26 protein-coding genes are annotated in these 26,262 nt (G+C 36.4%); 22 read left to right on the top strand and 4 right to left on the bottom strand.

Annotated elements, in window-relative coordinates:
* Window positions 1–32: 32 nt before the first annotated feature.
* Entirely contained in the window at window positions 33–242 is a 210-nt protein-coding gene (locus tag E0946_RS01955) for a hypothetical protein (RefSeq protein ID WP_133200782.1), read from the bottom strand.
* Between the two features lie 44 nt (window positions 243–286).
* A complete protein-coding gene (gene efp, locus E0946_RS01950; protein ID WP_133200781.1) occupies window positions 287–850 on the bottom strand; it encodes an elongation factor P in 564 nt (187 codons plus the stop codon).
* 450 nt (window positions 851–1,300) lie between these two features.
* Between efp and E0946_RS01945 the strand changes: the two genes are divergently transcribed.
* The 18 genes from E0946_RS01945 (at window position 1,301) to E0946_RS01860 (ending at window position 17,029) form a co-directional block, all read left to right on the top strand.
* Window positions 1,301–2,422, top strand: coding sequence for a hypothetical protein (locus E0946_RS01945; RefSeq protein WP_133200780.1), 1,122 nt, complete (start codon window positions 1,301–1,303; stop codon window positions 2,420–2,422).
* A gap of 264 nt (window positions 2,423–2,686) precedes the next feature.
* On the top strand, window positions 2,687–4,027 hold the full coding sequence (der, locus tag E0946_RS01940) for a ribosome biogenesis GTPase Der (RefSeq protein ID WP_133200779.1): 1,341 nt from the start codon (window positions 2,687–2,689) through the stop codon (window positions 4,025–4,027).
* On the top strand, window positions 4,024–4,680 hold the full coding sequence (gene plsY / locus E0946_RS01935) for a glycerol-3-phosphate 1-O-acyltransferase PlsY (protein ID WP_133200778.1): 657 nt from the start codon (window positions 4,024–4,026) through the stop codon (window positions 4,678–4,680). Before der ends, plsY begins: the two co-directional genes overlap by 4 nt.
* Window positions 4,681–4,683: 3 nt before the next feature.
* Window positions 4,684–6,054: an amidophosphoribosyltransferase gene (gene purF, locus E0946_RS01930; RefSeq protein ID WP_133200777.1), complete on the top strand. Its 1,371-nt coding sequence runs from the start codon at window positions 4,684–4,686 to the stop codon at window positions 6,052–6,054.
* A complete protein-coding gene (gene rfaE1, locus E0946_RS01925) occupies window positions 6,051–7,016 on the top strand; it encodes a D-glycero-beta-D-manno-heptose-7-phosphate kinase (RefSeq protein ID WP_133200776.1) in 966 nt (321 codons plus the stop codon). Before purF ends, rfaE1 begins: the two co-directional genes overlap by 4 nt.
* Window positions 7,009–7,524: a D-glycero-beta-D-manno-heptose 1-phosphate adenylyltransferase gene (gene rfaE2 / locus E0946_RS01920; RefSeq protein WP_133200812.1), complete on the top strand. Its 516-nt coding sequence runs from the start codon at window positions 7,009–7,011 to the stop codon at window positions 7,522–7,524. Before rfaE1 ends, rfaE2 begins: the two co-directional genes overlap by 8 nt.
* Complete coding sequence (locus E0946_RS01915; protein WP_133200775.1) at window positions 7,517–7,939, top strand: SoxR reducing system RseC family protein; 423 nt, start codon at window positions 7,517–7,519, stop codon at window positions 7,937–7,939. Before rfaE2 ends, E0946_RS01915 begins: the two co-directional genes overlap by 8 nt.
* On the top strand, window positions 7,936–8,295 hold the full coding sequence (gene folB, locus E0946_RS01910; RefSeq protein WP_133200774.1) for a dihydroneopterin aldolase: 360 nt from the start codon (window positions 7,936–7,938) through the stop codon (window positions 8,293–8,295). The genes E0946_RS01915 and folB overlap by 4 nt, the downstream gene beginning before the upstream one ends.
* Complete coding sequence (folK, locus tag E0946_RS01905; RefSeq protein WP_133200773.1) at window positions 8,292–8,759, top strand: 2-amino-4-hydroxy-6-hydroxymethyldihydropteridine diphosphokinase; 468 nt, start codon at window positions 8,292–8,294, stop codon at window positions 8,757–8,759. Before folB ends, folK begins: the two co-directional genes overlap by 4 nt.
* Before the next feature lie 3 nt (window positions 8,760–8,762).
* A complete protein-coding gene (locus tag E0946_RS01900; RefSeq protein WP_133200772.1) occupies window positions 8,763–9,791 on the top strand; it encodes a bifunctional UDP-N-acetylglucosamine diphosphorylase/glucosamine-1-phosphate N-acetyltransferase GlmU in 1,029 nt (342 codons plus the stop codon).
* Complete coding sequence (locus E0946_RS01895) at window positions 9,784–10,287, top strand: HIT family protein (protein WP_133200771.1); 504 nt, start codon at window positions 9,784–9,786, stop codon at window positions 10,285–10,287. The genes E0946_RS01900 and E0946_RS01895 overlap by 8 nt, the downstream gene beginning before the upstream one ends.
* Before the next feature lie 10 nt (window positions 10,288–10,297).
* A complete protein-coding gene (locus tag E0946_RS01890; protein WP_133200770.1) occupies window positions 10,298–10,738 on the top strand; it encodes a LytR C-terminal domain-containing protein in 441 nt (146 codons plus the stop codon).
* Between the two features lie 13 nt (window positions 10,739–10,751).
* The gene (rsfS, locus tag E0946_RS01885) at window positions 10,752–11,105 is read left to right on the top strand and encodes a ribosome silencing factor (protein ID WP_243713704.1); all 354 of its coding nucleotides are present in this window, start codon (window positions 10,752–10,754) and stop codon (window positions 11,103–11,105) included.
* Window positions 11,102–12,754 carry an arginine--tRNA ligase gene (gene argS / locus E0946_RS01880; RefSeq protein WP_133200768.1) on the top strand — a complete coding sequence of 551 codons (1,653 nt, stop codon included), beginning with the start codon at window positions 11,102–11,104 and terminating at the stop codon, window positions 12,752–12,754. The genes rsfS and argS overlap by 4 nt, the downstream gene beginning before the upstream one ends.
* 7 nt (window positions 12,755–12,761) lie before the next feature.
* A complete protein-coding gene (gene rimI, locus E0946_RS01875; protein WP_133200767.1) occupies window positions 12,762–13,214 on the top strand; it encodes a ribosomal protein S18-alanine N-acetyltransferase in 453 nt (150 codons plus the stop codon).
* On the top strand, window positions 13,189–14,799 hold the full coding sequence (gene nadB / locus E0946_RS01870; protein ID WP_133200766.1) for an L-aspartate oxidase: 1,611 nt from the start codon (window positions 13,189–13,191) through the stop codon (window positions 14,797–14,799). The genes rimI and nadB overlap by 26 nt, the downstream gene beginning before the upstream one ends.
* A 9-nt stretch (window positions 14,800–14,808) precedes the next feature.
* Window positions 14,809–15,441 (top strand): dTMP kinase, encoded by a 633-nt coding sequence (gene tmk / locus E0946_RS01865; RefSeq protein ID WP_243713702.1) that lies wholly within the window; start codon window positions 14,809–14,811, stop codon window positions 15,439–15,441.
* Window positions 15,431–17,029 carry a S41 family peptidase gene (locus E0946_RS01860; protein ID WP_133200764.1) on the top strand — a complete coding sequence of 533 codons (1,599 nt, stop codon included), beginning with the start codon at window positions 15,431–15,433 and terminating at the stop codon, window positions 17,027–17,029. Before tmk ends, E0946_RS01860 begins: the two co-directional genes overlap by 11 nt.
* Before the next feature lie 121 nt (window positions 17,030–17,150).
* On the opposite strand, the gene E0946_RS01855 is transcribed toward E0946_RS01860, so the two are convergent.
* Together E0946_RS01855 and E0946_RS01850 are read right to left on the bottom strand one after the other, a co-directional pair.
* Window positions 17,151–17,798, bottom strand: coding sequence for a DUF2238 domain-containing protein (locus tag E0946_RS01855; protein WP_133200763.1), 648 nt, complete (start codon window positions 17,796–17,798; stop codon window positions 17,151–17,153).
* Window positions 17,799–18,518: 720 nt separating this feature from the next.
* Window positions 18,519–20,999 carry a hypothetical protein gene (locus E0946_RS01850; RefSeq protein WP_133200762.1) on the bottom strand — a complete coding sequence of 827 codons (2,481 nt, stop codon included), beginning with the start codon at window positions 20,997–20,999 and terminating at the stop codon, window positions 18,519–18,521.
* Window positions 21,000–21,414: 415 nt separating this feature from the next.
* Here E0946_RS01850 and E0946_RS01845 point away from each other — a divergent pair, with 415 nt between their 5' ends.
* Genes E0946_RS01845 through E0946_RS01830 form a run of 4 tightly spaced genes read left to right on the top strand, consistent with a single transcriptional unit; the run spans window position 21,415 to window position 26,246 of the window.
* A complete protein-coding gene (locus E0946_RS01845; protein ID WP_133200761.1) occupies window positions 21,415–22,683 on the top strand; it encodes a M18 family aminopeptidase in 1,269 nt (422 codons plus the stop codon).
* Window positions 22,684–22,702: 19 nt separating this feature from the next.
* Window positions 22,703–23,953 carry a DUF1015 domain-containing protein gene (locus tag E0946_RS01840; protein WP_133200760.1) on the top strand — a complete coding sequence of 417 codons (1,251 nt, stop codon included), beginning with the start codon at window positions 22,703–22,705 and terminating at the stop codon, window positions 23,951–23,953.
* The gene (rimO, locus tag E0946_RS01835; protein ID WP_133200759.1) at window positions 23,950–25,257 is read left to right on the top strand and encodes a 30S ribosomal protein S12 methylthiotransferase RimO; all 1,308 of its coding nucleotides are present in this window, start codon (window positions 23,950–23,952) and stop codon (window positions 25,255–25,257) included. Before E0946_RS01840 ends, rimO begins: the two co-directional genes overlap by 4 nt.
* Window positions 25,254–26,246: a tryptophan--tRNA ligase gene (locus tag E0946_RS01830; RefSeq protein WP_133200758.1), complete on the top strand. Its 993-nt coding sequence runs from the start codon at window positions 25,254–25,256 to the stop codon at window positions 26,244–26,246. The genes rimO and E0946_RS01830 overlap by 4 nt, the downstream gene beginning before the upstream one ends.
* Window positions 26,247–26,262 lie beyond the last annotated feature (16 nt).

The raw sequence follows: 26,262 nt of genomic DNA, 5'->3' as shown, positions 1-26,262 counted from the left end.
TAACGGGTTTGCTCAAAAGGGCATTTTTTTAATTAAAGCTTTTTTCCTGCTAACAGGTCGTTCTCATTGCACTTGCAGACTCTGATATACTCATATTTTGGAGACCAAGAACCACTACCTTTTTTCTTGTTAGTTACTATTTTAAGCTTTTTTAATTCAGTGTTACAAACTGGGCAGATAACCTTTCCTTCACTGGAAGTCTCATGTGCCAGTTTTGCTGCAAAAGATTTTGCTTTTCCCATTTTTTCCTCTTTTACCCTGAAATTTAAGGGTTTATATCTTTATTTTAATTCGCTCTTTCAATATAGCTGAGAGTGCGTGTATCTATTTTAACCTTATCACCTGCTTCTATGAAGAAGGGGACGGTCAAACGTAAACCTGTTTCCGTGTAGGCAATCTTGCCACTTCCAGAAGCAGTATTACCTTTTACATTAGGTTCACATTCTGTGATAGTCTGAATAACTGTAACTGGTAATTCTATACCAAGAATTTTACCTGAGGGAGTAAGTAACAGGCTTACTTCCATATTTTCTACTAATAACTTATCTTGTTCACCAACTAAACTCGCATCAACTGGTATTTGCTCGTATGTTTCTGTGTCCATCATTATATAGAAATCACCATCTCGGTAAAGATATTCCATTTTTCTACGTTCCACACGAACTTCATTAAAAGTATCACTTTCGCGCCAGGTATTTTCTATAACTTTTCCGGTCCGAACATTTTTCAGTTTACTACGCATAAAAGCGGGACCTTTACCCGGCTTTACATGCAGAAATTCAACAACTTCCCAGAGGTCATCTTTGAATTCTATAATCATTCCATTGCGGATATCAGCCATCGTAGCCATAAATATTCCTTGTATTTATTGTTTCTGAAATATCCAAAAAATTAATCTCCCTTTATTTGACAAGGATTTTCTTTCTAATTGTAAATTATAAAAGCATTATTTGTTTATCTTCTTACCAAATCATATCTAAGCTTTTTTAAATTCTATATTTATCCCTATGTCCAGATTATTTTTTGCCTCCCCAATCCCTTGCTCTAATTGAAAAGATTATACCTAATAAATCTTAAGCTTATGTCCAATTTCGGACATAAGTTGGACATAAGCTGGACATAAGCTGGACATAAGCTACCCATCAAGGCGTAGGAAAAAAAATCCTGAATGAAGAGAAAATAAGGATAAAAAATGCATATTTTTCAGTCTAAATCGGGTAACTTTCTTAATTTCTGCTTGACGAAATATTGATTTAAGTTTAATTTATAATAAAGTTTATATAATAAAGGATGTAAAAATATGTCTATAACCTTAAAAACAGTCCAGGACAAGAAAGACCTTAAAAGATTTGTTTATCTACCCGAGAAATTAAATGCTCATAGACCAGAATGGGTGCCTCCAATTTATTCTGATGATATGCGAGTACTTGATCCCAAAAGAAATCCAGCTCACCGCTATTGTGATAGTGTCTTGCTTCTTGCTTATGATGGTGAAGAATTAATCGGAAGGATAGCGGGAATTATCAATCATAGATACAATGATTATGCAAACACGAAGACAGCTCGTTTTAGTTTCTTTGAAGCTCCAGACCGCTTGGAAGTAAGCAAAACTATGCTGGATTATGTAGAAAATTGGGCAAGAGATAAGGGAATGCAAAAGATTGTTGGTCCTCAAGGTTTTACGGAAGAAGATTCAGAAGGCTTTATTTATGAAGGTTATAATGAGACTCCCACTCTGGGATGCATCCAAAATCTACCTTATGTTAATGAGCATATGGAAAAGCTTGGTTATGGAAAAGAAGTAGACTGGTTCGTCTATAAAGTAGAAGTAAAGAAAGCAATGACAGAGACTTATGCCAGGCTTTTTGAGAGGGCAAGCCGAAATCCCAATTTTCACCTGTTGGAATTTACCAAAAAGAAACAACTTAAACCCTATGTTCGTCCTATTTTTGATTTGATGAATGAGGCTTTTATGGTTCTTTATGGTTACACTCCTCTGGATGAAGCAGAAATTCAATCTATGGCAGACCGTTATATGCCTCTTCTGGACCCTCGCTTTATAAAAGCGGTGGAAACAACAGATAAACAAATCATAGGTTTTATTGTTTCTATACCCAATATGAGTGAAGGTATCAAAAAGGCAAAAGGACGCATTATTCCTTTCGGTATTTTCTATATGATGCAATCGGCAAAGAAAAGTAAACAACTGGATAATTACCTGGGTGCAGTTAAAGAAGAATATCGGGGTAAGGGAGTGGATGTTTTGCTTGGCTATTCTCAATTAAAATCAGCCTATGAAGCTGGTTTTGAAATTATTGACTCTCATCATGTGCTGGAAGATAACATCAAAATGCGTGCTGAAAACGAAAGAGTTGGCGGAGTTATTTATAAAAAATATAGACTTTATTCAAAGCAATTATGACTTGATTTGCCATTATCAGGTGAAATTTGTTCTATAATTTAGGCACTCTTCAAGAGCGTAATACATTATTAGTTATAGTTTTAAAAAGATGAATTTTTAGACAGTGAATGGGTAAAAAATAGATTAAATGAAGAGTAAGCTTTAGCAGTATAAGAATAATAGAGAGAAATGATTTGATATTTAGAAAATGAACCAATCGTCCATTGACAAAATAGTCTTAAAGAAAAGACTGGTATCAAAAGTAAGCAGGAAGTTCACTATTTAATGAGAAAATATATAGTTTCCATCGTGGGGCGTCCAAATGTAGGTAAGTCCACACTATTTAATAGTCTATGTCGTAAGAGATCGGCTATTGTAGATGCAGAAGTGGGTGTAACTCGTGACCGTAAATATGAAGATGTTGAATGGAATGGTAAAGTCTTCAAATTGGTTGATACTGGAGGTATCGTCTTTGATGATAAAGAAGAGTTGACCAAAAAAATTCGGCATCAAGCACTTCTTGCTATAGACGAATCCGATTTAATTATATTTCTGGTAGATGCACAAACTGGAACCACAGATATAGATAAAGCCATTGCCAAATTGTTATATCCCCATAGAGATAAGGTTATGCTGGTTGCTAATAAGGTGGATAATGAAAAATATGAATGGGAACTCTATGATTTTCTACAGTTAGGTCTGGGTGAACCCTTTCCCGTTGCTGCAATTAAAGGTAGAAATATAGGAAACTTCCTGGATGAGGTTTTAAAACATATTCCTGAAACTCAATCTTTAAGCGAAACTCAAGAATCTGGACCAACCAGAATTGCCGTTGTAGGAAAACCCAATGTAGGAAAATCTTCTATCGTAAATCTTCTTTTAGGTAAAGAAAGGCAGATTGTAACAGATATTCCAGGAACTACCAGAGATTCAGTAGATAGCTATTTTCGCTATTATGGCAAAGAATATGTTCTGGTTGATACAGCTGGTCTAAGACGCAAAACTAAAGTTGATTATGGAGTGGAATATTTTAGTGTTATGCGAGCTATTGAAGCTGTTGACCGTTCTGATGTAGTGGTCCTTGTTCTTGCAGCTGATGAAGAAATCTCAGAACAAGAAGTAAAAATTGCTTCCTATGCTCGCAGGAAAATGAAAGAAATTATAGTTGTATTTAATAAATGGGATTTAGTAGAAAAGGATAACAAAACGACAGGTAAATATGTTGCAGAGCTCTATCGGAAAATGCCTTTTTTGCAATTCGCTCCAGTGCTTTTTATTTCTGCAAAAACTGGTCAAAGAATAAATCGGATAATGGAAACAGTTGTAAAGATAGAACAAGAAAGTGAAAAACGAATTCCGACCAGTGAATTAAATCGTTTTATAGAAACCGTAGTAGAAAAATATCCTCCCACGCATCGTTCCGGGAAAGAAGTTAAAATTTATTATGTGACACAAGCAGGAGTAAAACCTCCCACTTTTGTGTTTTTTTGCAAAAGACCTGCTCTGGTGACAGAAAACTATCGTCGCTATCTCAACAATCAAATCCGAGAAATGTTCTCTTTTGAAGGAGTAAGCATTAAGCTTATCTTCAAAGGAAAAACTGAAGATGAAAGGATGGCAGAATGAATTTAACCTTACTCTGGATAATCCTTTGTATTTGTGCCTATCTTATCGGCAGTATACCATTTGGCTATATAATCGGGATGATTTTCCATCATCAGGATATACGTAAAGGTGGAAGTGGAAATATCGGTGCCACTAATGCCTTAAGACTTTACGGAGCTCTTTCTGGCATTGCAGTTTTGATTTTAGATTTTCTAAAAGGTTTTATAGTTGCCTGGTTGCTATATAAAGTTGTTCCAGATAAATTTGGTTATTTGATTGGTGATAAACCATTAAATGCCTTTATTTTTAACCTTCCAGCTTTGATGGTCATTTTAGGGCATATGTATTCTGTATTTCTTGGCTTTAAAGGTGGAAAAGGAGTTTCCACTGCTCTGGGTGTGTTTATCTACATAGCTACTATCCCAATGTTATTATCTTTAGTGGTATTTTTAATCGTCGTGGCAATTACTCGCTATGTTTCTTTAGGCTCTATAGTGACAGCATTTTCCTTTTTTATCATAGATTTTCTCTGGAATATATTGGTAATTAAAGATTACACTTTTCCCTGGTTTCAGTTAACGGTGGTATTATTGATAATATATAAGCATTATCCGAATATTCTTCGGTTACTGGAACACCAGGAAACTAAAATAAGCTTTAAAAAAGGTCAATAATAAATGTGTGGAATTATCGGAATCTATGGCAATCCAGAAGCAGCTCGTATGGCAGCTCTGGGAATGTTTGCCGAACAACATAGAGGACAGGAAAGTTGTGGTTTAGCCGTTAGTGATGGTAAAGTTATTCACTTATATAAAAGTATGGGACTGGTAAAAGAAGTATTTACCGATGAAGTACTTAAAACTTTACCAGGTTATATTGCTGTCGGTCATGTTCGTTATCCAACTAAGGGTGCAGCTACCAAATTCAATACTCAACCTCATCTGGTAGAAACGCTATTTGGTCCCAGCTATGCTCTTGCCAGTAATGGAGATTTGGTTAATTATGACCAGATACGAGCCAGATTAGAAGCTGAAAATGTATATTTTAACAGCGATAATGACGGTGAACTATTAGTAAAATATCTTGCCTGGCAGATTATAGCTAAAAATAAAGATGTCGTTGAAGCTATCCGTTGTCTGATGAAAGATATCAAAGGTGCTTATTCCTGTGTGTTTTGTACCAGGAAAGAACTTTATATGTTTCGTGACCCACTTTCAATCCGACCTATGATATGGGGTAAAAATATCAATGGAGATGTAGTGGTAGCTTCGGAAAGTTGTGTTCTGGATATTTTGGATGTCAATGGAAGAAGTGAAGTTCCCGCTGCTGGAATTATTGAAGTTAATGCTGATGGAGTAAAAGTTATAGGGAATAATCCTGCTCAATACAGGCAGCAAAATCATCATAGCTATTGTGTGTTTGAGCATATCTACTTTTCTCGTCCAGATAGCTATCATTTTGGAGAAAATGTCTTTGAAGTTAGAGAAGATATAGGGCGCAAATTAGCTGAACAGGATAAAGGTCTGGAAGCTGATTGTGTTGTTCCAGTTCCTGATTCGGCAAATTTTATGGCAGTAGGTTATTCAGCAGCCAGCGGAATTCCGCTATCTTTAGGCCTTATCCGTAATCACTATATTGGCAGAACTTTTATCAAACCAGAACAAACTATCCGGGATGAGAGTGTTCGTCAGAAATTTAATGTATTGCCCAATTTCTTTAAAGGGAAAAAAGTTGTACTCGTGGATGATTCCATTGTGCGTGGAACGACGATTAGAAAGATAGTGAGAATGATAAAATTAGCAGGAGCAGAAGAGATTCATCTTAGAATAGGTAGCCCTGCTATCTGTTATTCCTGCTATTATGGCATTGATACTCCTCATAGAGAAGAACTTGCGGCTAATCGTTATTCGCTGGAAGAAATAAAAGAAAGAATTGGGGTTAATAGCTTAAAATATCTTGATATGAACTCTTTGCGAGAATGTTTAAAAGAACCAGATGAATATTGTTATGCTTGTTTTGATGGAAAATATCCTCTGGAGAAAGAATGATAGCTGAAATTATTAAAAACTTTCAAGGGGAAAGAGTTCTCGTTTTAGGTGATGTAATGTTGGACCATTATGTCTGGGGTGAAGTGGAACGTATCTCTCCTGAAGCTCCTGTTCCTGTCCTGGAAGTGCAAAAAGAAGAATTTCGTTTAGGTGGAGCTGCCAATGTGGCTCTTAATATCAAAACTCTTGGTGGAGAACCAATACTTTTAGGTGTCATTGGAAAAGATACTGCGGCAAATGACCTTATCCGACTTTTAACTGAAAAAGATATAGATACTGATAAATTGGTTATAGATTCCTCTCGTTCTACTACTTTGAAAACTCGTATTGGAGCAATCAATCAGCAAATTGTCCGTATTGACTATGAGACCAAAACAGATATTAATCTGGAGACAATGCGAAAGCTTTTAACCAATCTGGAAGGTCTGATAAATAACTGTGATGCTATGATTATAGAAGATTATAATAAGGGTTTGCTAACCGAGAAAGTAATTGAAGAAGCTCTCAGATATGCCAAAGAAAAGAATATCCCTGTAGCAGTTGACCCTAAACAGAAGAATTTTATGGCTTATAAAGGGGTGGATATCTTTAAACCCAACTATAAAGAGTTACAAACTATTAGCGGAAAGATATTTGAAAATGAAGAAGAATTCATTCAAACTGCCCGTGATTTTAAGCTGAGAATGAATATTAAAAACTTGATTGTCACGCGAGGTGCTCTGGGAATGTATGTTTTTGAAGGTAGAGGTGCACATATTCATCTTCCTACTTGTGCCCGAGAAGTATATGATGTCTCAGGTGCAGGTGACACCGTTATTAGTGTCCTGACCCTAGCTTATATTAGCGGTGCTGATATATATTCAGCAGCTGATATTGCCAATCATGCAGCTGGAGTTGTTTGTGGTATTAAGGGAACTGCCAGCATTACCAAAGAACAATTACTATCAAGTTACAATGATTAAAGATAAAATAAAAAACTGGGAAGAAGCAGCTCTTCTATGCGACAATTTTCGTTCGCAAGATAAAAAAGTAGTCTTTACCAATGGATGTTTTGATATCTTGCATTCTGGTCATATCCAGTATCTGGAACAGGCAAAGGCTCTTGGTGATATCTTAGTTCTCGGTTTAAATAGTGATGATAGTGTTCGTAGAATTAAAAGAGCACCACGTCCTATCGTATCAGAAAAGGATAGAGCTTTTGTGGTGGCTGCACTGCAATGTGTTGACTTGGTAGTTATTTTTGAGCAGGATACACCTTATGAACTTATTCGTTTGCTTAAACCAGATATTCTGGTTAAAGGTGGTGACTGGAAAACTGAAGATATAGTGGGTGCAGATATTGTGCAAGCATATGGGGGAAAAGTTCTCAGTTTACCATATCGTTCAGGTATTTCAACTACTGAATTATTCCGCAAGATTGCAGAGGCTTTTGCTGATATTACAATGAAGGATAATGGAAACTATGAATAATGAAAAAGGTCAATATCCACAGGAAGATGTGGGAACTGTCATTGAAGTAGAAGGGAAAAAAGTGCGAGTGGAAGTTGTGCGAAGTGGAGGTTGTAAAACTTGTTCAATGCAAAGCTTTTGTTTCGGACGCAACACTCCTGCAGTTTTTGATGTGGAAAGTGAACTTGAGCTAAAACCAGGAGATAGAGTTGAACTGGAAATAGCTCCTGCTTCAAGAATTATATCCTCACTACTGGTCTTCGGTTTACCCATTCTTTGTCTCTTTCTCGGATATTTGATTGGTAGTATCTGGTTGGATGAACTTGCCTCTATAGGTATTGCTTTCGCTGCCACAGCTTTAAGTTATATTATCTTAAAATTGATAGACCGTAAATTTGGGAAAAAGGTGCAAGTACGCATTGGAAGAAAATTATGATTATTAGATTGAATGATATGGTATTTTATGGATATCATGGTGTGAATGATGAGGAAAGAAAGCTGGGACAGCGTTTTATCGTTAATCTGGAAATGCAAACTCATCCTGAAACAGATTCTGTGATTAAGCGATTGGAAGATACGGTTGATTACACTAAAGTGTATGCAGAAATCCGGGAAATTATGGAATCTCGTCAATTCCTTCTCCTGGAAAATTGTGCTAATATCGTAGCAGATAAGCTTCTGACTGATTTTCCTCTGATCTGGAAATTGAAATTATGCATTCAAAAACCATCTGTTCCTATTCAAGGAATTTTAAAAAGTGTGGAAGTTGAAGTGCAAAGGACTCGTGAATGATTGCTTATCTTTGTCTGGGTTCTAATCTAAATAATCCTGAAACTCAGGTTCAGCAAGCTCTTCAAAAGCTTAGAGAGGACCCTAATATCTGCATTTTGAAAAGCTCTCCTTTAATCCAGACAAAACCAGTAGGTAATTTAAATCAACCTGATTTTTACAATCAGGTTATAGAGGTGGAAACATCTTATTCTTCGAATGAGCTTTTACAAAAAGCTTTAAATCTGGAAAATCAGATGGGACGTGTTAGATCTGAACATTGGGGTCCAAGAATAATAGATATTGACATTTTACTTTATGAAGATGAGGTAAAACATACCCAAGATTTGATTCTACCTCATCCAGAGATGACTAAGAGAAAATTTGTGTTGGAACTTTTGTGTTCTATCGCACCAGATTTGATTCATCCAGTTTTACATAAAAGTATAGCCAACCTTTTGAAAGACATAGAAAAAAAGGAAGATTAAGCAATGTCTAACTTATCAGCTATAATTCTTGCTGCGGGTAAAGGCACAAGAATGAAATCTGAACGAGCTAAAGTCACTTTTAGCTTTGCTGAAAAACCTATAATTCAGAGGGTAGTTAATACCGCCTTAAAAGCTAATTGTTCCAAAATCTTTGTGGTAGTAGGTTATCAAAAAGACAGCGTTATTGCCTGTCTGGAAGAAGACCCTCGTTTAATCTTTGTGGAACAACCTGAACAGTTAGGTACTGGTCATGCCGTTATGATGGTTGAACCAGTTTTTCAAGAAAGAGAAGATGATGTTTTTATTATCTGTGGTGATGTGCCACTTTTAAAACCAGAGACATTACAGAAACTGTATAATGAGCATTCTTCCTCTAAAGCTTCTTGTACTATTCTAACCTCTATTATGGATGATCCAGGAAGTTATGGACGTATTTTAAGAAATGCTTCTGGTGAGATAACTGGCATTGTAGAGTTTAAAGATGCAACTGAAGAACAGAGAGCTATTAAAGAATGGAATACTGGAATTTACTGTTTCCAAGCTGGTGATATGTTTGATGCACTTAAACAAACTTCCAGTGTCAATAATCAGAACGAGTATTATCTCACCGATGTGGTGTCTGTTCTTGCCAAACAAGGTAAGAAAATATCCTCCGTTATTTTAGATAATCCCATAGAAGTTGCTGGTGTTAACTCTCAAGAACAATTAGCTGAATTAGAAGATTTATTTATTGCGGAAATTCGCAAACATTGGTTGAATAATGGTGTGGTAATTCATAATCCACGAACTGTTTATATTGGCGAGGAGGTTGATATAGAACCAGATGTAGAGATTGGGCAAAACTCAATTATAAGAGGGAAAAGTGAACTAAGGAAAGGGGCTTATATTGGACCAAACTGTTACATTGAAGATACCGTTCTCTGTGATAGCAGTTTCCTGGAAGGATATAATGTCCTGATTAGTGCTCACATTCCAGAAGGGCATATTCTTGAATTTGGCGAAAGAACAATTGAAGATATTGACTATGAATAAAGAATTTTTATACTCTCCCTGGCGTTTAAATTATATTGAAGGAGAAAAAACGGATGACTGTATCCTGTGTCGTTATCAGGAAATGGATAAAGACGAGGAAAATCTAATTGTCTATCGCGGAAAACATTGCTATGTAATGTTAAATCGCTATCCATATAACAACGGTCATATAATGTTAGTGCCATATTTACATCTTAAATCTCTTCATGAGTTGCCTAAAGAGGTTATTGAGGATTTAGGCTCTCTTTGTCAGCTCAGCGAAAAGGTGTTGATTGCCGCTTATAATTGTGAAGGTATCAATGTAGGTATAAATTTAGGGAGAGCTGCTGGAGCAGGAATTGATGAACATCTCCATATTCATATGGTTCCTCGCTGGATTGGAGATAGCAATTTTATGAGTGTTATTGGAGGGCAGAGAGTGATTCCCGAAGCTTTTGAAAAAAGCTGGCAAAGATTGCATCAAGAATTTATATATCAGCTTCAATTGAAGAAGTAGGGCATTAGGTTTGACAGCAAAGCGCTCCTCAAATAAATGGTTTCCAAGTAAAAGCTTGCTCTGGGTTCTTATTGTAGTCTTGACAGGAGTTCTGATTACCTTAATATACATAAGATTCATCTCTCCTAAGAGTGATTTTCAGGACCTGGATGAGAAGAATTTACCTGCTATTAAAGTGATTATCAAAAATGGATGCGGAATAGAAAACCTGGCAACAGACTATGCTAATTATATTCGTAACAAGAATATAGAAGTAATCAGGGTTGCTGATACACCTCATCCAATTTATAATAAATCATTGATTGAAATGAAAAAAGAAGACTGGCAAGATTTGAAAAGGTTACAAAAAATGACAGGTATTCAACGCTATACTTTAGCGGTTGATTCAGAAAGTGAAGCTCCTTTTATCATCATATTAGGAGCTGATTATGATACCTTTATGAAACGCTAAAAAGGAGAAGATTTTGGCGGATAATATAAAGTTAACAGATGTCTTAAACTGGCTTAACGAAAAGCAAGCAGAACATATTGCAGTATATGATGTGGCAAATAACTGTAGTTACACAGATTTTATTGTGGTATGTAATGGTTCAGCTGATTTACACAATAAGGCCATTGCCAATCATATCTTACTGATGGCAAAAAAGAGCAAATATCAAATTTTGGGTAAAGCCGGTTTAGAATATGGTCAATGGATATTGGTGGATTTTGGAGATGTGATAGTGCACATTTTCCGCCAGGAAAAAAGAGAATATTATGATATTGACCAGCTGTTTTCAGAACTTACAGAACCAATTAAGGAAGAGAAAGATTTATGATAAAGAAACAAATTGCTGATAATGTGCTGGAAGCATTAGATAATCTGGGATTAAAACACACCAAAGAATTTTCTGTGGAAGTACCTAACAATCCAGATTTTGGTGATTATTCAACTAATGCTGCTTTAATGTTAGCAAAAGAGAATCAACTTGCTCCCAAACAGATGGCAGAAAAGCTGGCTAAAGAGCTACGCAAGAATAAGCAATTCAAAAGTGTAGAAATTGCTGGACCAGGTTTTATTAATTTCCGCATAGCTCCTTCTCTTTATCAAAAAGTGCTATGGGATATCCACAGACAAGGAAAGAATTTTGGCTCTTCAGATTATGGTAAGGGCGAAAAAGTCCTTATTGAATTTGTTAGTGCCAATCCTACAGGTCCTTTAAATATTGTTAGTGCTCGGGCAGCAGCTTTTGGTGATACTCTTTATCGTCTTATGAAAAAAGTAGGTTATGAAGCTGCTCGGGAATATTATGTAAATGATGCAGGAAACCAGGTGGATATTCTGGCTGAAAGTTTAGAACTTCGTTTAAGAGAGATTCAGGGTGAAAACATTGGAGAATTTCCTTACGAAGCTTATCATGGAGAATATGTTAAGCACTTGGCTCATAAGCTTAATGCAGCTGAAGGTGTGCGGATTTTTGTGATGCCTGAAAAAGAGCGAACTGAACATCTTAAAGAATTTGCTCTCCGCGAAATTTTGGAAATGCAGCGTCAAAGTCTGGAAAAATTTGATGTCCATTTTGATAATTGGGTCTCGGAAAGAACCTTACGCCAGGAAGGAGTGGTAGAAGAGGTGCTAAGCTATTTGACTGAAGCTAACTGCACTTATGAAAAAGATGATGCTATATGGTTCTCTTCAACTAAATTTGGTGATGATAAAGACCGCGTGTTAATGAAAAGTGATGGCTCTATCACCTATTTTGTTCCTGACCTTGCTTATCATTTAACCAAAATTCAAAGAGGATATACTAAACTAATTGATATTTTTGGACCTGACCATTATGGCTATGTACCACGTCTTAAAGCAGCATTTAGAGCTCTAAATTATGATGAGAATATGCTGGAAATCATCTTTCTTCAGCAGGTTAATCTGTATGAAAATGGGGAACGGGTAAAAATGAGTAAGCGAGCTGGGAAAATAGTGACAATGGATGATTTAATCTCTCTTGTAGGTAAAGATGCAGCTCGTTATTTCTTTATTGCTCGTAAAGCCAGTGCTCATCTAAACTTTGATTTAGACTTAGCTTTGCAAAAAAATAATGAAAATCCAGTCTATTATTGTCAATATGCACATGCACGTATTTGTTCCATTCTCAGAAAAGCTCGTCAGGAAAACATATATCCGAACTACTTTAAAAATGAACTAATTCGGAAACTTGTCCGTCCTGAAGAATTAGACCTTATCAAGAAAATGGCTGATTTCCCTGAACTTTTGATAAACATTGTAGATAAAAGAGAACCTCATCTACTGGCTAATTACACTCATGAACTTTGTGCTCTCTTTCATCATTTTTACAATCATTATCGGGTCATAAATCCCAAAAGAATAGAGCTTTCTCAAGCAAGACTTTTGCTAATTGAGACAGTGAAACATACTCTTGAGATTTGTCTGGACTTAATGGGCATCAGTGCTCCTGAAAAAATGTAAATAGAAAATGCGAGTAATTCGTCTTATGCAAGATTCGGACCTTGATGAAGTTATCCGCATTGAAAACCAGGTTTTTCATCCTCCTTGGCCCAAAGAAGCTTTTATGGAAGCTCCTTGCACTTATTCCTGGGTAATCTGTGAAGATGAAGTCTTGCAAGGATATATAGTTTATCACACGGTTCTGGATGAAGGAGTTATCCTTAATTTTGCTATTGATCCGAAATTCCAGTATCAGGGACTGGGCACTTATTTATTGAAAGAAACTTTGAATTATTTAATAGATAACGGAATCCGAATGTTTTTTCTGGATGTTCGGACTTCCAATATGGTTGCTCAAGACTTATATAAGAAATTTGATTTCCATCCCATCGGGAAAAGAAAAAATTACTATAGTGAACCGATTGAGGATGCTATCGTAATGGTGAAATACATAGATGAACGGAACAACGAAAATATATGATTATCTGGTAATTGGTAGCGGCATTGCTGGTCTAACATATGCTCTTCAAGTTTCACGCTGGGGTAAGGTTGCTATTATTACCAAGAAGAGTTTATTTGATTGTAATACCGACTATGCTCAAGGTGGGATAGCTGCTGTTCTGGACCCTCAGGATTCCTTTGAAAAACATATTGAAGATACTTATAAAGCAGGAGCTGAACTCGGGAAAAAGAAAGTTATTCAACAGATTATTATGGAAGGTCCAAAACTTATTCAATATTTGATTGACCTGGGGACAGATTTTACGCGTAAAGATGAGACCTATGATAATTGTTTGGAGAACCTTTCTCTTACAATGGAGGGTGGTCACACTTTTCGCCGTATTGCTTATGCAGAAGATTCTACTGGTCATCAAATAATGGAAACTTTAACCAAGCGTTGTCGCGAAAACCCTAATATAGACATTTATGAATATCATATTGCCATAGACCTTATAACACAGCATCACATTGTTCAGGATGATGGCTTCATTCCAGGAATTACCTGCTGGGGTGCTTATATTATGGATGATGCCACCAAAGAGATAAGCATCTTCAAAGCTCGTAAAACTATGCTTGCGACTGGAGGTGCTGCTCGCATTTACGCTCATAATACCAATCCAGATGTTGCAACTGGTGATGGGATGGCTATGGCAAGATTAGCTGGAGCACGTCTGGCTAATATGGAATTTGTCCAATTTCATCCCACCGCGTTTTGGTCTCCTACTGGTGATACTTTTCTCATTAGCGAAGCTTTGAGAGGAGAAGGTGCTATTCTACGTTTACAAGACGGGAGCACTTTTATGGAAAAGTATCATCCTCAAGGTAATTTAGCACCCAGAGATGTAGTTTCCAGAGCAATTGATGCGGAATTAAAAAAGCGCGGAGAGAAATTCTGCTATCTGGATGCCACAAGTATTCCTGCTGAAATATTACATAAGCATTTTCCCCATATTGATAGCCGATTAAAAAGTTATGGTATAGATTTTACTAAAGACCCTATTCCAGTTTTTCCCGCAGCTCATTTCTTTTGCGGAGGGGTGTTAGCTACTATTGATGGTATAACCGATATTAAGAATTTATTTGCTGCCGGAGAAGTTGCCTGTACAGGACTTCATGGTGCGAATCGTCTGGCATCTAATTCTCTACTGGAAGCTTTAGTTATTGGCTGGAGAGCAGGAAATCATCCTTCCAATCTGGAAGAAGTGACCTTCCCAGAAATTCTTCCCTGGAAACAAATGGAGGAGTTCAATGAGCACGAATGGGTGGTCATATCACATAATCGCGAGATTATTGGGACCATTATGGATGGCTATGTAGGTATCCGTCGTTCAAGGCGTTTATTAAAATATGCCTTATCTCGTATGGAAAATATATACAACGAGGTTAACAATTTCTATCAACATAATGCAGTGCGGAGAGAAGTGGTGGAAACTCGTAATATGGCAGTTATTGCCATTGCTGTTATCCGTAGTGCATTGATGCGTAAGGAAAGCCGGGGTGCACATTTTCTTATAGATGCCCCTGTGCCAAATGATGAACTTTACAAGATAGACACTATAATTTAAATGGAATTTATGAAAGGAATATTTATCACTTTTGAAGGTATTGAAGGAAGCGGAAAGAGCACGCAGACAACTTTGCTTTGTGCTGCCTTAGAAAATCTTCATTATAAGGTTTTTCGCACTCACGAACCTGGAGGTCCTCCTATTGCTGAGGAAATTAGAGAGCTCTTACTTAATACTAAGAATAAGGAAATGCTACCTGAAACAGAACTTCTTCTTTATTCTGCAAGCCGTGCTCAACATACTGGTGAATGGATTTTACCCGCTTTAAAAGATGGTAAAATTGTCGTATGTGACCGTTATTACGATTCCACCTTTGCCTATCAAGGTGCAGCAAGGTCTTTAGATATGGAGTTTATTCGGATTCTTACTGATTTTGCTACCTATCATACTAATCCAGATTTAACTTTTCTTTTGGACTTATCTGTGGAAGAAGGCAGAAAAAGAATAAAAAACCGCTATCCAGACCGTTTAGAAAGTGAAAAAGACGAGTTTCATCAATGTGTGCGTAATCAATATCTGGCTCTGGCAAGGGAATATCCAGAAAGATTCGTTGTTCTGGATGGTTCTCTGCCTAAAGAGACCATTCATAATATGGTGTTAACCAAAGTTTTAGACTATATAGGAGCTCAATGTGAATTATAAAAAACAACGCCGGGCAATTATTACCATTGTTGTTGTATGGATTCTTTCAGCAACAATGCTATTTACTGCTACCAGTCTTTTTGCTCAGAATAAATCATCTGGTAGCGATCTCTATTCTCAATTGGGTCTGTTTAGTGAGGTTCTGCAAAAGCTAAAGCAAAATTATGTAACTGAGCTTAAAGATGAGGAATTGATTAAGGCAGCCATTAATGGTATGCTCAGTTCCACTGATCCTCATACTACTTATTTTCCTAAAGAAGAGTTTGAAGAATTTACCACTTCTACTAAAGGCTCTTTTGGTGGACTGGGTATTCAGATAGATAAAATAGGGGATTATATAACAGTTATTTCACCGATTGAGGGAACTCCTGCTTATAGGATGGGTATTACTACGGGTGATAGAATTATTAAAGTAGATGATATCAGTCTTATTGGTGCAAGCACAGATGAAGCGATTAAACATATGCGAGGTGAAGTAGGGACAACAGTTACTATTACTATCAGTCGTCCTGGAGTGGAAAAACCGCTGGAATTTACACTTACTCGTGAAGTCATTAAAATAAAGAGTATTCCTTACTATTTTAAACTGGATAATGGAGCGGGATACATCCGTATCAGTCAATTTAATGAAAATACTGTCCAAGAACTTAGAACTGCTTTGAACTCTCTGGAAAATGAAGGAATAAGAGCTCTGATTATTGACTTACGCTGGAATCCAGGGGGATTATTAGACCAGGCAGTAGATACGGTTAATGAATTTATTGGACCCAATAAACTGGTAGTGGAAACTAAAGGAAGAATTCCAACTTCTAATCGTCAATATTTCACCCGTTACAACACTAAATCTCGTAATTATCCTATTATTGTGCTGGTAAATGAAGCTTCCGCAAGTGCTTCCGAAATCTTTGCTGGGTCTATGCAAGATTGGGATAAAGGATTAGTTATAGGTAAGCCTACTTTTGGCAAAGGAAGCGTGCAACAATTGATTCCTTTGATGAATGGCGGAGGTCTTAAAGTTACTACTGCCTATTATTATATTAAATCTGGTCGCTGTATCCATAAGAATATAAATGATAAGATTCTCTTAGGTAAAGAAGTAACCGAAAAAGACCAGGAAGCCGAAAAGGAAAAGAACCTACAGCAAGTGTATTATACCGTTAACAAGAGAATCGTTTATGGTGGCGGAGGTATCACTCCTGATTTTGAAGTTGATGCTGATTTAATGACCAATTTTGGTATGGAATTGCGCCGTCAAAATGCTTTCTTCAATTTTGCCGTGGATTATATGGTGGAACATCAACATAAACTGGATAAAAACTTTGTTGTGACAGACGAGCTTATGAATCGGTTTCTGAATTATGTTGAAGATAAAGGTATATCCTACACGCAGGCTGATTTGGATAGCACCGATACCTATATCCGGACTATGCTTAAATCAGAACTCATTCGTAATGTCTATGGTGATACGGAAGCATATAAAGCCAGTATCAACCTGGATAAACAACTCCAGACCGCTATCAATCTTTTAAATAAATACCAGTCTATGGATGCTCTCTTTGATTATGCTGCCACCCAGAATAAGAGATAGTTGAACTTAACTCATTTATGAAATAGCAAAAAAGAAGATATTGTCATTTCTTCATAAGCTACTGAAATTCTGCAAAATCTGACAATATCTTCTTTTTCTTTTTGACCTAAAAAAAGAAAAATTATTCTATTCCCTTTTCTTCCTTCAAGTTCACCTTTTTATTGTTCATCCTTAATAAAATTCCCAGACCTATTTTAACTGCATAAAATGCGAGAAGAGACATAGCACCATCAATTAATAAATCTTCCATCGTATCTAAAACTCCCAGACGAGTATCTTTTATTCCATATATTATCTCAAGAGAACGAGACCTTTGCATATCAGTCTTAAAAAGAGAATCTATTAAGAATTCCACAATTTCCCATAATGCTCCCGCGGTTATGGCAAAACAGAGAGTGAACCAAGCGATAAAAGAAGGGGTTAAAACTGGTTCTCCTATATCATAACCGCTCTGAGAATATATTAAAAGAAAGCCTATGCCTGCAGTAGTGAGTGATGAACCACAGTGTAATATAAATTCAAAATGAGGGATAGATGCTATTGGTGGATAGACAATGGGGAAATAAATCATTATTAACAGAATTATTTGTACGAATAGGGGGATACGGAGTTGATTTTGCTTTCCCACAGCAATGGGAACAAAGAAAAATAAAAGGGTTATGGCAGAAAGTCCTGCTAATTCCCAAGCTACACTATGAAGATGATAACCTGTACCCAGAGCTGCTAATAGAATTGCTATATGTTGCCATTGCTTTGTTCTATTATTCATATTTGTCTCATCCTTAGCCATCTCTATCATCCATCATTTTTTTTTAATTTTCTTTTTAAACAATAATCAAATTTTTGTCAAGACAATCTCCTGCAGTCTATAACTTTCAGCCTTACTTTTTCTTTATAATACCAATAATTATCTTCCATAATTATATTTTATCGTCAGTATTTTTAATATCTTTGATCATGCCTCCCTCCTTCCTTTATCTTAGCCATTTCTTGAGAAAAGTAATAGGAAAGAGCCAAGGGAGAGCTAAGAGAGAACTGTAGTAGCATGTCCTGAAAAAGATTACCTAAATCAGGTATAATGGTGAGGTGAAATAGCAAATAGTAAGATATAAAAACTTCATTAACGAGTGCAAATTACCGTATATGGATGACTGGGTTAAGCATATTATATTTAGGATAATAAAATTATAGGATAGATAACAATAATATAAACTTGCAAATATCAATTTCATCATAGGATGATAACCTAAGTCTTTTTATAAAAAAAGTGCTGCTATTCAACTTATTAAAATAGCAGCACTTAAATCTAAGAGTTTATATTTAGTAGTAGTTAATACATTACAACATAACCTTGTTTATTCTACCCTAACGGGTAATCTATCTAAACATTGCTAACTACACTGAATAATATATAGTTACGCATTCTCTGAGAGCACTTCCTGCTTTTAAAAAATAAAAGATAGGTGAATTACCAAAGGTAATTTCAACCTTATTTTTTAGGAGGAAGTGTAGAAGCATTAACTTTAGAATGTTTGTCGGTAGCTTTAATACTCCACCCTTTTACCGTGTCAAAATGCAGGACTGTAACATCCCATAAATCGCCACTATCGGATAAGTAACCATAATAATTTACTGGATTTTGCTCTCCTTTCCTGATTACTACCACACTGTTTGTGCCAATGGCATTTTCACTGTCATGATCACTGTAATAGTGCACTTGCACCAAATAATCTCCTGGAATAACAGATGGAGTGGTAATATTTTCAGGACCGTAACCATTTACATCATCAACATCAAGTGATAAGCCACTTGCAGTTTGACGATGTGCCCAATAACATCTTTCACCATTAGGGTCAGTAACCCAGAGGTCTACATCCGTTCCATAAGTATCCCAAGTTAGAGTGCAATGTAAAGCCATTAAAGGAACCTGCGAAGAGAAAGACATTGTATTTTCAGCTACCAGAGCTCCAGAAACAGCTATAACATATACTGTATGTTGAACTTCCTCGTTGGACCCGGTTAATACTATTTCTTGAGAGAAATTGCCATTATTCAAATTGAGGTCAAAAGTATGCTCGCTGTCATTATCCAGAATGAGCAATGCAGTTGTTAATTGAGGATTGGCTATTTTTCCGTTGATATTAACAATCCTGTTAGTTACCACATTAGAGATTTCATTAATGGTTACATAGAAATCTATAGGAAGCTCTATAGTATCAGTAATAAGTACATTATCATTGTTTTGATTTTGTGTTGTAAATTGATATTGTAGAGTAAGTTGATTTTGGCTTAGTTCTTTATTGATAGTAATAGGAACGCTTACCGGTAAGGTTTGTCCAGCCTCAATAGTTACATTAGAGGGATTAAAAGAGGAAGAAAAACCAACGGAAGTTACTATAGCTTGATAGCCAGTCAAACTTGTTGTTCCTGTATTAGTAACGAAGAGTTTTATAGTGGCTCTTTCTCCTGGATTGAGTTTATTATCAATAAAGTTTTCATCTTCAATTTCCCAATTATCAATAACCAGTTTACCACCAGAAGAAGCGACAGTAATACTTCTGGATTTATGATTACCCATATTATCGGAAATTTCTACAGCAATGGTATATTCCTTTTCTTCTGTGGGAGTGAAGGTTAGATCCGTGCCATTAGCTTTAAAACCTGTATAAGCACCACCTGAAACCGTCCATTGAAAATTGAGAGCCTGTCCAATTGTGCTAACGCAAGTGGTGTGTGCATGTACGGGTTGATTAACGGTTATGCAACCTTCAACGACAGTTAAATCTTCAATTATGATTGCATTCTCAGCAAGTTTCAGAAGATTTGTGGCAACTTGTGTCAAACCAGCTTGAGCGATTTGCAAGTTATCATAGACACCACGAATGAAATCTTGAGCCAGAGCAATAACCTGATACTCACTTTCAGGCAGCTGTAGTTGTAGATTTTGAGGTGCATTCATAATGATAGTAATACGAGGATTATCTTCAGGCATATCAGACCTTGAAATAATTAAAGTTTTTCCTGTTTCAATGGGAGGATTTCCGGTTTCGGAAGAATTGATGTCTACTGTAAGTGTTCCACAATCTTGAGGAGTTTCACCTTCTTCCATCATCTGATCCAGAATTTCATTATTCCATTCACCAACATTTCCACCATAAGCATCTCCCACAGCTTTAACTCCGGTTTCTCCAAGTTCCTTTGCTGTCTCAGCAGTTGCTGCCCTTTCATCATCGCTCCATAACATAACCCCAGAGCGAGTTTGCATTTTGATTGGGTCTTCATCACTTAAATTAAGATAGGCATTGGCTTTTTCCTGAGGTGTTGAACCTGGTAAATCATCATAAGGAATAGTGTAATTGCAATCTTCAGGGGAAGTGGTAGGATTCCAGTTTAAAATCATTTCACGGATTTTAGCGTCACGAGCATTATTACGTTTTTGAATGGTTTCTGCCCATCCAGAAAGTAATGGTATACCAGATTCGGGATCATTTAAAACCTGACGGATACTTTGTTTACCACTTAAAACTCTCCAGCCAGAACGAACCATTCTCCCACCAGAGACGACCGTATCCTTTGCTTTATTATAGATACCTTTTGCCACATTGGATAACAATCCTTTACTTTCTCCATAAGGTACGATGGAATCCTCTGCCCGAGCTAAAACAGCAAAATGATCGGAAATAACATTACACTGATTGTAATATTCATCTACCATACCGTCAATTTGACTGAAGTCATACCGATTTTTTGACTTATTCCCTAAATTTAAAATGGCATTTTGTATTCCAACCATTGTGCCATCATGCGATTCAAGAGTGGAAGTTAAATCTGATTGATACTGCCAGTAATTATTTAGAGAAGTTACAATGTCAGTGTTAATCGGTTGATGATCCGCATCATCTTTCTGACAAGCAGCAAAGATAAATAAAAACATACAAAATAAGATGACAAAGAAATGTTTTGTTTTCATCGTCCTCAACTCCTTAATATGTTTAAATAATTTTGTGATTAAATAGATACCGTGAGAATTGCTATACTATTATTTTTTACAATCCATAAATGAATGTAGAGTAAGATATAGACAAAATCTTAGCAGTACTATTATTCACATTATTGCCCATATAAAACTTTATTAATATATGTCAATTTAAAAAATTAGGGGAATAATCTTGAAGACTTTCTTCATCTACTGATTTCTTTAGAATTCCTTTTATTTTCAATAACCGCAGTTCTAAGGATAATGTGATTCAGGTAGCTTTAATTAAATGTTTTACTCAAAAACTGAGAGCAAAAGTTAGCAAGCTCATTACCAGATTTAATTTCTTTGACAGGTTTTAGGGTATAAAATAAGAAGGCTTTAATAAAAGAAATCTGGAGTTGAAAGGATGAATAACCAAATTTTGGATTTTCTGGACTTTCTTAATGGTTCACCCACTTCAATACAAGCGTCTCACGAAATAGTTAAAAGGCTGGAGGAAAGTGGTTTTAAAGCTTTAAAAGAAGAAGAACAATGGGCACTTCAAGTTGGTGGTAAATATTATGTTTGTCGTGATACCAGTGTTGTAGCTTTCACTTTAGGAAGCAAAAATCTTCTGGATACTGGATATAAAATTGGAGCAGCCCACATAGATAGTCCCAGTTTAAAGATAAAACCAGAAAGTCTGAAGACAGAAAATGGTATTACCCGTGTTTCCGTAGAAGTCTACGGAGGTCCTATAATCGGTTCCTGGATTGATCGTAGTTTAAGTATTGCGGGGAAAATTGCAATTAAGCAAGAAGATAATCTTAGATTTTTACCAGTAAATTTGAAACAACCCGTAGCAGTTATACCCAATGCTGCACTTCATCTTAATAGAGAGATAAATAAGGGTTTTGAATATAATAAGCAGATTCATCTGCAAGCGATATTACAGAGTAAAGAAAGTGAAAAAAATTCCTTGATGGAAGCTTTAGCTAAAGCTGCAGTAGTGTCTGTGGAAAATATTTCTGGCAGTGAACTCTTTCTTTATGATTTTGAGCCTGCAGAGATTTGTGGTTTAGACCAGAGCTTAATAATGAGTGCCAGATTGGATAATTTAGGAATGACTCATTCAATAATGAGTGCAATTCGTGAAGTAGATAATTCTGAGAGCACCTGTGTAGCCGCTTTATTTGACAATGAAGAAATCGGTTCAGAAACCAGACAGGGAGCGGATTCTTCTTTTCTGGAAAATGTATTGGAAAGAATAGCCTTAAACATAGGATTTTCTCGGGAAGAATATTTGAGGATATTAAGTAAGTCATTTCTTATCTCTGGTGATATGGCACATTCCTATCATCCATCTTATCCTGAGAAGTACGATCCAAGTTATGCTCCTGTAATGAATGGAGGACCGGTAATAAAATGGAATGCGAATTATAATTATGCTACTAATCTGGAAAGCAGTCAAAGATTTAAAAGACTCTGTGAAATAGCAGAAGTTCCCTGTCAGACCTATATTATACGCAGTGATTTATTATGTGGTAGCACCGTAGGACATATTATATCTTCTCGTCTGGGTATTCCTGTGGTTGATGTTGGTAATCCTCTCTGGGCTATGCATTCAGTTCGTGAAACAGTAGGTGTGGAAGACCACATAAATATGATAAAAGTTTTAAAAGTGTATTATCAATAAAATATATAGGAGAATCATAATGGCGACTTTCAAACCTTTCAAGGCAGTTCGTCCCTTGCCTGAATACGCATCTGAAATAGCTTCTTTGCCGTATGATGTAATGGATTCGGATGAGGCAAGAATTGAAGCACAAAAACATCCCTTGAGTTTCATTCGGGTGGAAAAACCAGAAGTAGATTTACCACCAGAAATTGACCTTTATGATCCAGCAGTTTATGCTAAAGCGCGCGAGAATCTCTATCGTTATCTGCAAGAAGGCTATATGAAACAAGATGAAAAGCCTATGTATTATGTTTATAGAGAGATTATGAATGGGAGAGAACAAAATGGCTTGGTAGGATTGGTTTCAGTGGATGAATATATGTCTGGTGTGATAAAAAGACATGAGCTGACCAGAGAAGATAAAGAACAAGACCGTATTCGTCATATAGATGCCTGTAATGCCCATTCATCCCCAGTGTTTCTAACTTATAAGCATCAAGATTCTATCAATGAAGTAGTAGAAAGAGTGAAAAAAAACCATGCCCCCGAATATGACTTCGTAGCTGATGATGGTATAAGTCACTCTCTATGGTTAATTGATAATCCAGAAGATATTGAAGTCATTCAAAAAAGTTTTGCCGCACTGGATTGTTTGTATGTAGCAGATGGACATCATCGTACCGCTTCAGCTGCTAAAGTTGGTCTATTACGTCGTCAGCAACATCCAGATTATACAGGTGAAGAAGAGTTTAATTTCTTTATGGCTGTTATTGTTCCAGATAATCAGCTCAAGATTTACGATTATAACAGAATAGTGCGTGATTTAAATAATCATACGGTAGAAACCTTTCTGCATTTAGTAGAAGACAAGTTTGAAGTGACAAAATTACCAGCTGTGAGAGTTTTTAGACCAACTCATAAGCATGAGATAGGTATGTATCTTGCCCATTCCTGGTACTGTCTTAGACCTCGTTATGGCACCTGGGATGCCAGCAATCCTGTAGCTTCTCTGGATGTTTCTATCCTACAAAATAATTTATTACATCCCATTTTAGGTATAGTGGATCCGAGAAGAGATAAACGCATAGATTTTGTAGGTGGCATAAGAGGATTGGAGGAATTGGTTAGAAGAGTCAATAGCGGAAAAGAAGCAGTAGCTTTTGTTATGTATCCCACCTCAGTAGATGAACTAATGAGGATAGCTGATGCGGGAGAAATTATGCCCCCCAAATCAACCTGGTTTGAACCCAAACTGCGTTCAGGCCTTTTTATCCATTTACTGGAATGAAATCTTATTATATAGTAAGCTTAGGCTGTTCCAAGAATCTGGTAGATAGTGAGATATTTGCTAATATTCTGGAAAAGGCAGGTTATCAACTCTGGGATGAAAGTGAACCTATAGACCTGGTTTTAGTCAATACCTGTTCCTTCATTGAATCAGCTTTAAAAGAAGGAGAACAAGTTCTTTCAGAATTGGTTGAAATGAAAAGAGAAGGTAAGATTAAAAAACTTGTAGTTACAGGTTGTTTGATGAATAGAGGTTTAGGGGAATTTGAAGAAGCTTTTCCTGAGGTTGATAGCTGGATTGGACTGAAAGATGTTGCTGCTATGGAAACTTTGCTGGGGCTTACATCTCAGGCAAAATATCAAAGAACTTCAATTGATGAAGTTTATTATCGCTATTTACTTATAAGTGATGGCTGTTCCAATCACTGCACTTATTGCACTATTCCTTCTATTCGGGGTGAGATGAAAAGCATTCCTATAGAAGTATTGGTGGAAGAAGCAAGAGAATTAGCAGATGAAGACAATAAACATTATTCCGAACTAATTGTTATTGCTCAGGATACAGCAAATTATGGTATGGACCTCTATGGCTATAAAGCTTTGCCAGAATTGCTGGAAGAGCTAATAAAACTTAATAAATATAAGTGGATTAGAGTGCTATATATGCATCCTGACCATTTTGAGACTTCCTGGCTGGAGCTCTGGGAAAAATATCCAGAGCTCTTGCCCTATTTTGAGATTCCTATTCAGCATATTTCTGACCCAATCTTAAAAGCTATGGGAAGAAAAAAAGGGTCTACTGAATTAAAAGAAATGTTTAATAAGATAAAAGATAAGCTTCCTCAATCTGTTCTTAGAACTACCTTAATGATAGGATTTCCAGGTGAATCAAGACAGGATTTTGAGTTGCTAAAGAATTTTGTTAATTCAACTCCTTTTCTTTATCTGGGAATCTTTCCTTATTCCAGAGAAGAAGGTACTCCTGCAGCCCAAATGGACCATCAAATTCTCCCCAGAACCATACGGACTCGTTATAATCAATTAGTAAAGCTGCAGCAACAATCTCTGGAAGAAATTATGGGAAGCTATATTGGTGAGATTTTGGAAGTTTTAATAGAAGATTATGCAGATGATATTGAAGAAGCTAATTATATTGGAAGAACCTGGTTTCAAGCACCTGATATAGATGGATTGACATTTGTTAAAGGAGAAAATCTGGAATTAGGTAAAATCTATCCTATAAAATTGATAGATATAATAGGAACGGATTTATTTGGAGAAGTGATTAAGGAAGGAGTAAAATGAAAGTTGCACTAACTGGAATAAAACCAACGGGTGTGCCACATATAGGAAATTATGTGGGTGCTATTCGTCCAGCTTTAGAACTGGCTAAGACTTGTAAAGCCAGATATTTTATAGCTGATTACCATGCTTTGAATGCCTGTAAAGACCCAGAGGAAATCAGAAAAATGACCCTGGAAATTGCCGCTGCCTGGTTAGCCTGTGGCTTAAACCCGGAGAAGGTGCTTTTTTATAAACAATCGCTGGTCCCACAAACTTTTGAGTTAATGGTTATTTTAATGGCATTCACTCCTAAGGGTTTGATGAATCGTGCTCATGCTTATAAAGCAATGGTGCAAGCCAATCTTGAAAGTGGAAAGGATTCTGATGACGGTGTCAATATGGGACTCTATACTTATCCCGTATTGATGGCAGCAGATATACTTTTATTTGATACGGATTATGTACCTGTTGGCAGTGATCAGTTTCAGCATATAGAAATGGCTCAGGATATTGCTCAAAGTTTTAATTATAATTATGGTAAGGAATATTTAAAGATACCTCAAGCAATTGCCAGAGAGGAAACTAAAACCCTTTTAGGATTAGATGGACGCAAGATGTCTAAAAGTTATGGAAATACTATTCCAATGTTTGCTTCGGAAGAAGAACTTTATAAGCTGGTGATGAGAATTAAAACAAACTCTCAAACAGTAGAAGAACCTAAAGACCCAGAAACCTGCACTATTTTTGCGATTTATCGTAATTTTGCCACTCCAGACCAAACGGAATCATTGCGTAGACGCTATCTCGCTGGAGGTATGAGCTGGAAAGAAGCAAAAGAAGAGCTATTTAATGTTTTGAATGCTCATCTAACACCTTTAAGAGAGAGGTATAATGAACTTATCTCTCAACCCGATGATATAAAAAGAATTCTGGAAGAAGGATCCGCCCGTGCCAGAGAATTGGCTGCTAAAAAGATAAAAGAATTGCGACAGGTTATAGGAGTAGATTAAATTGAATCACCTATTC

The organism is Candidatus Syntrophosphaera thermopropionivorans (assembly GCF_004353895.1).
In the GTDB taxonomy this organism is placed as follows: domain Bacteria; phylum Cloacimonadota; class Cloacimonadia; order Cloacimonadales; family Cloacimonadaceae; genus Syntrophosphaera; species Syntrophosphaera thermopropionivorans.
This window is presented reverse-complemented; position numbering and strand designations above follow the sequence as displayed.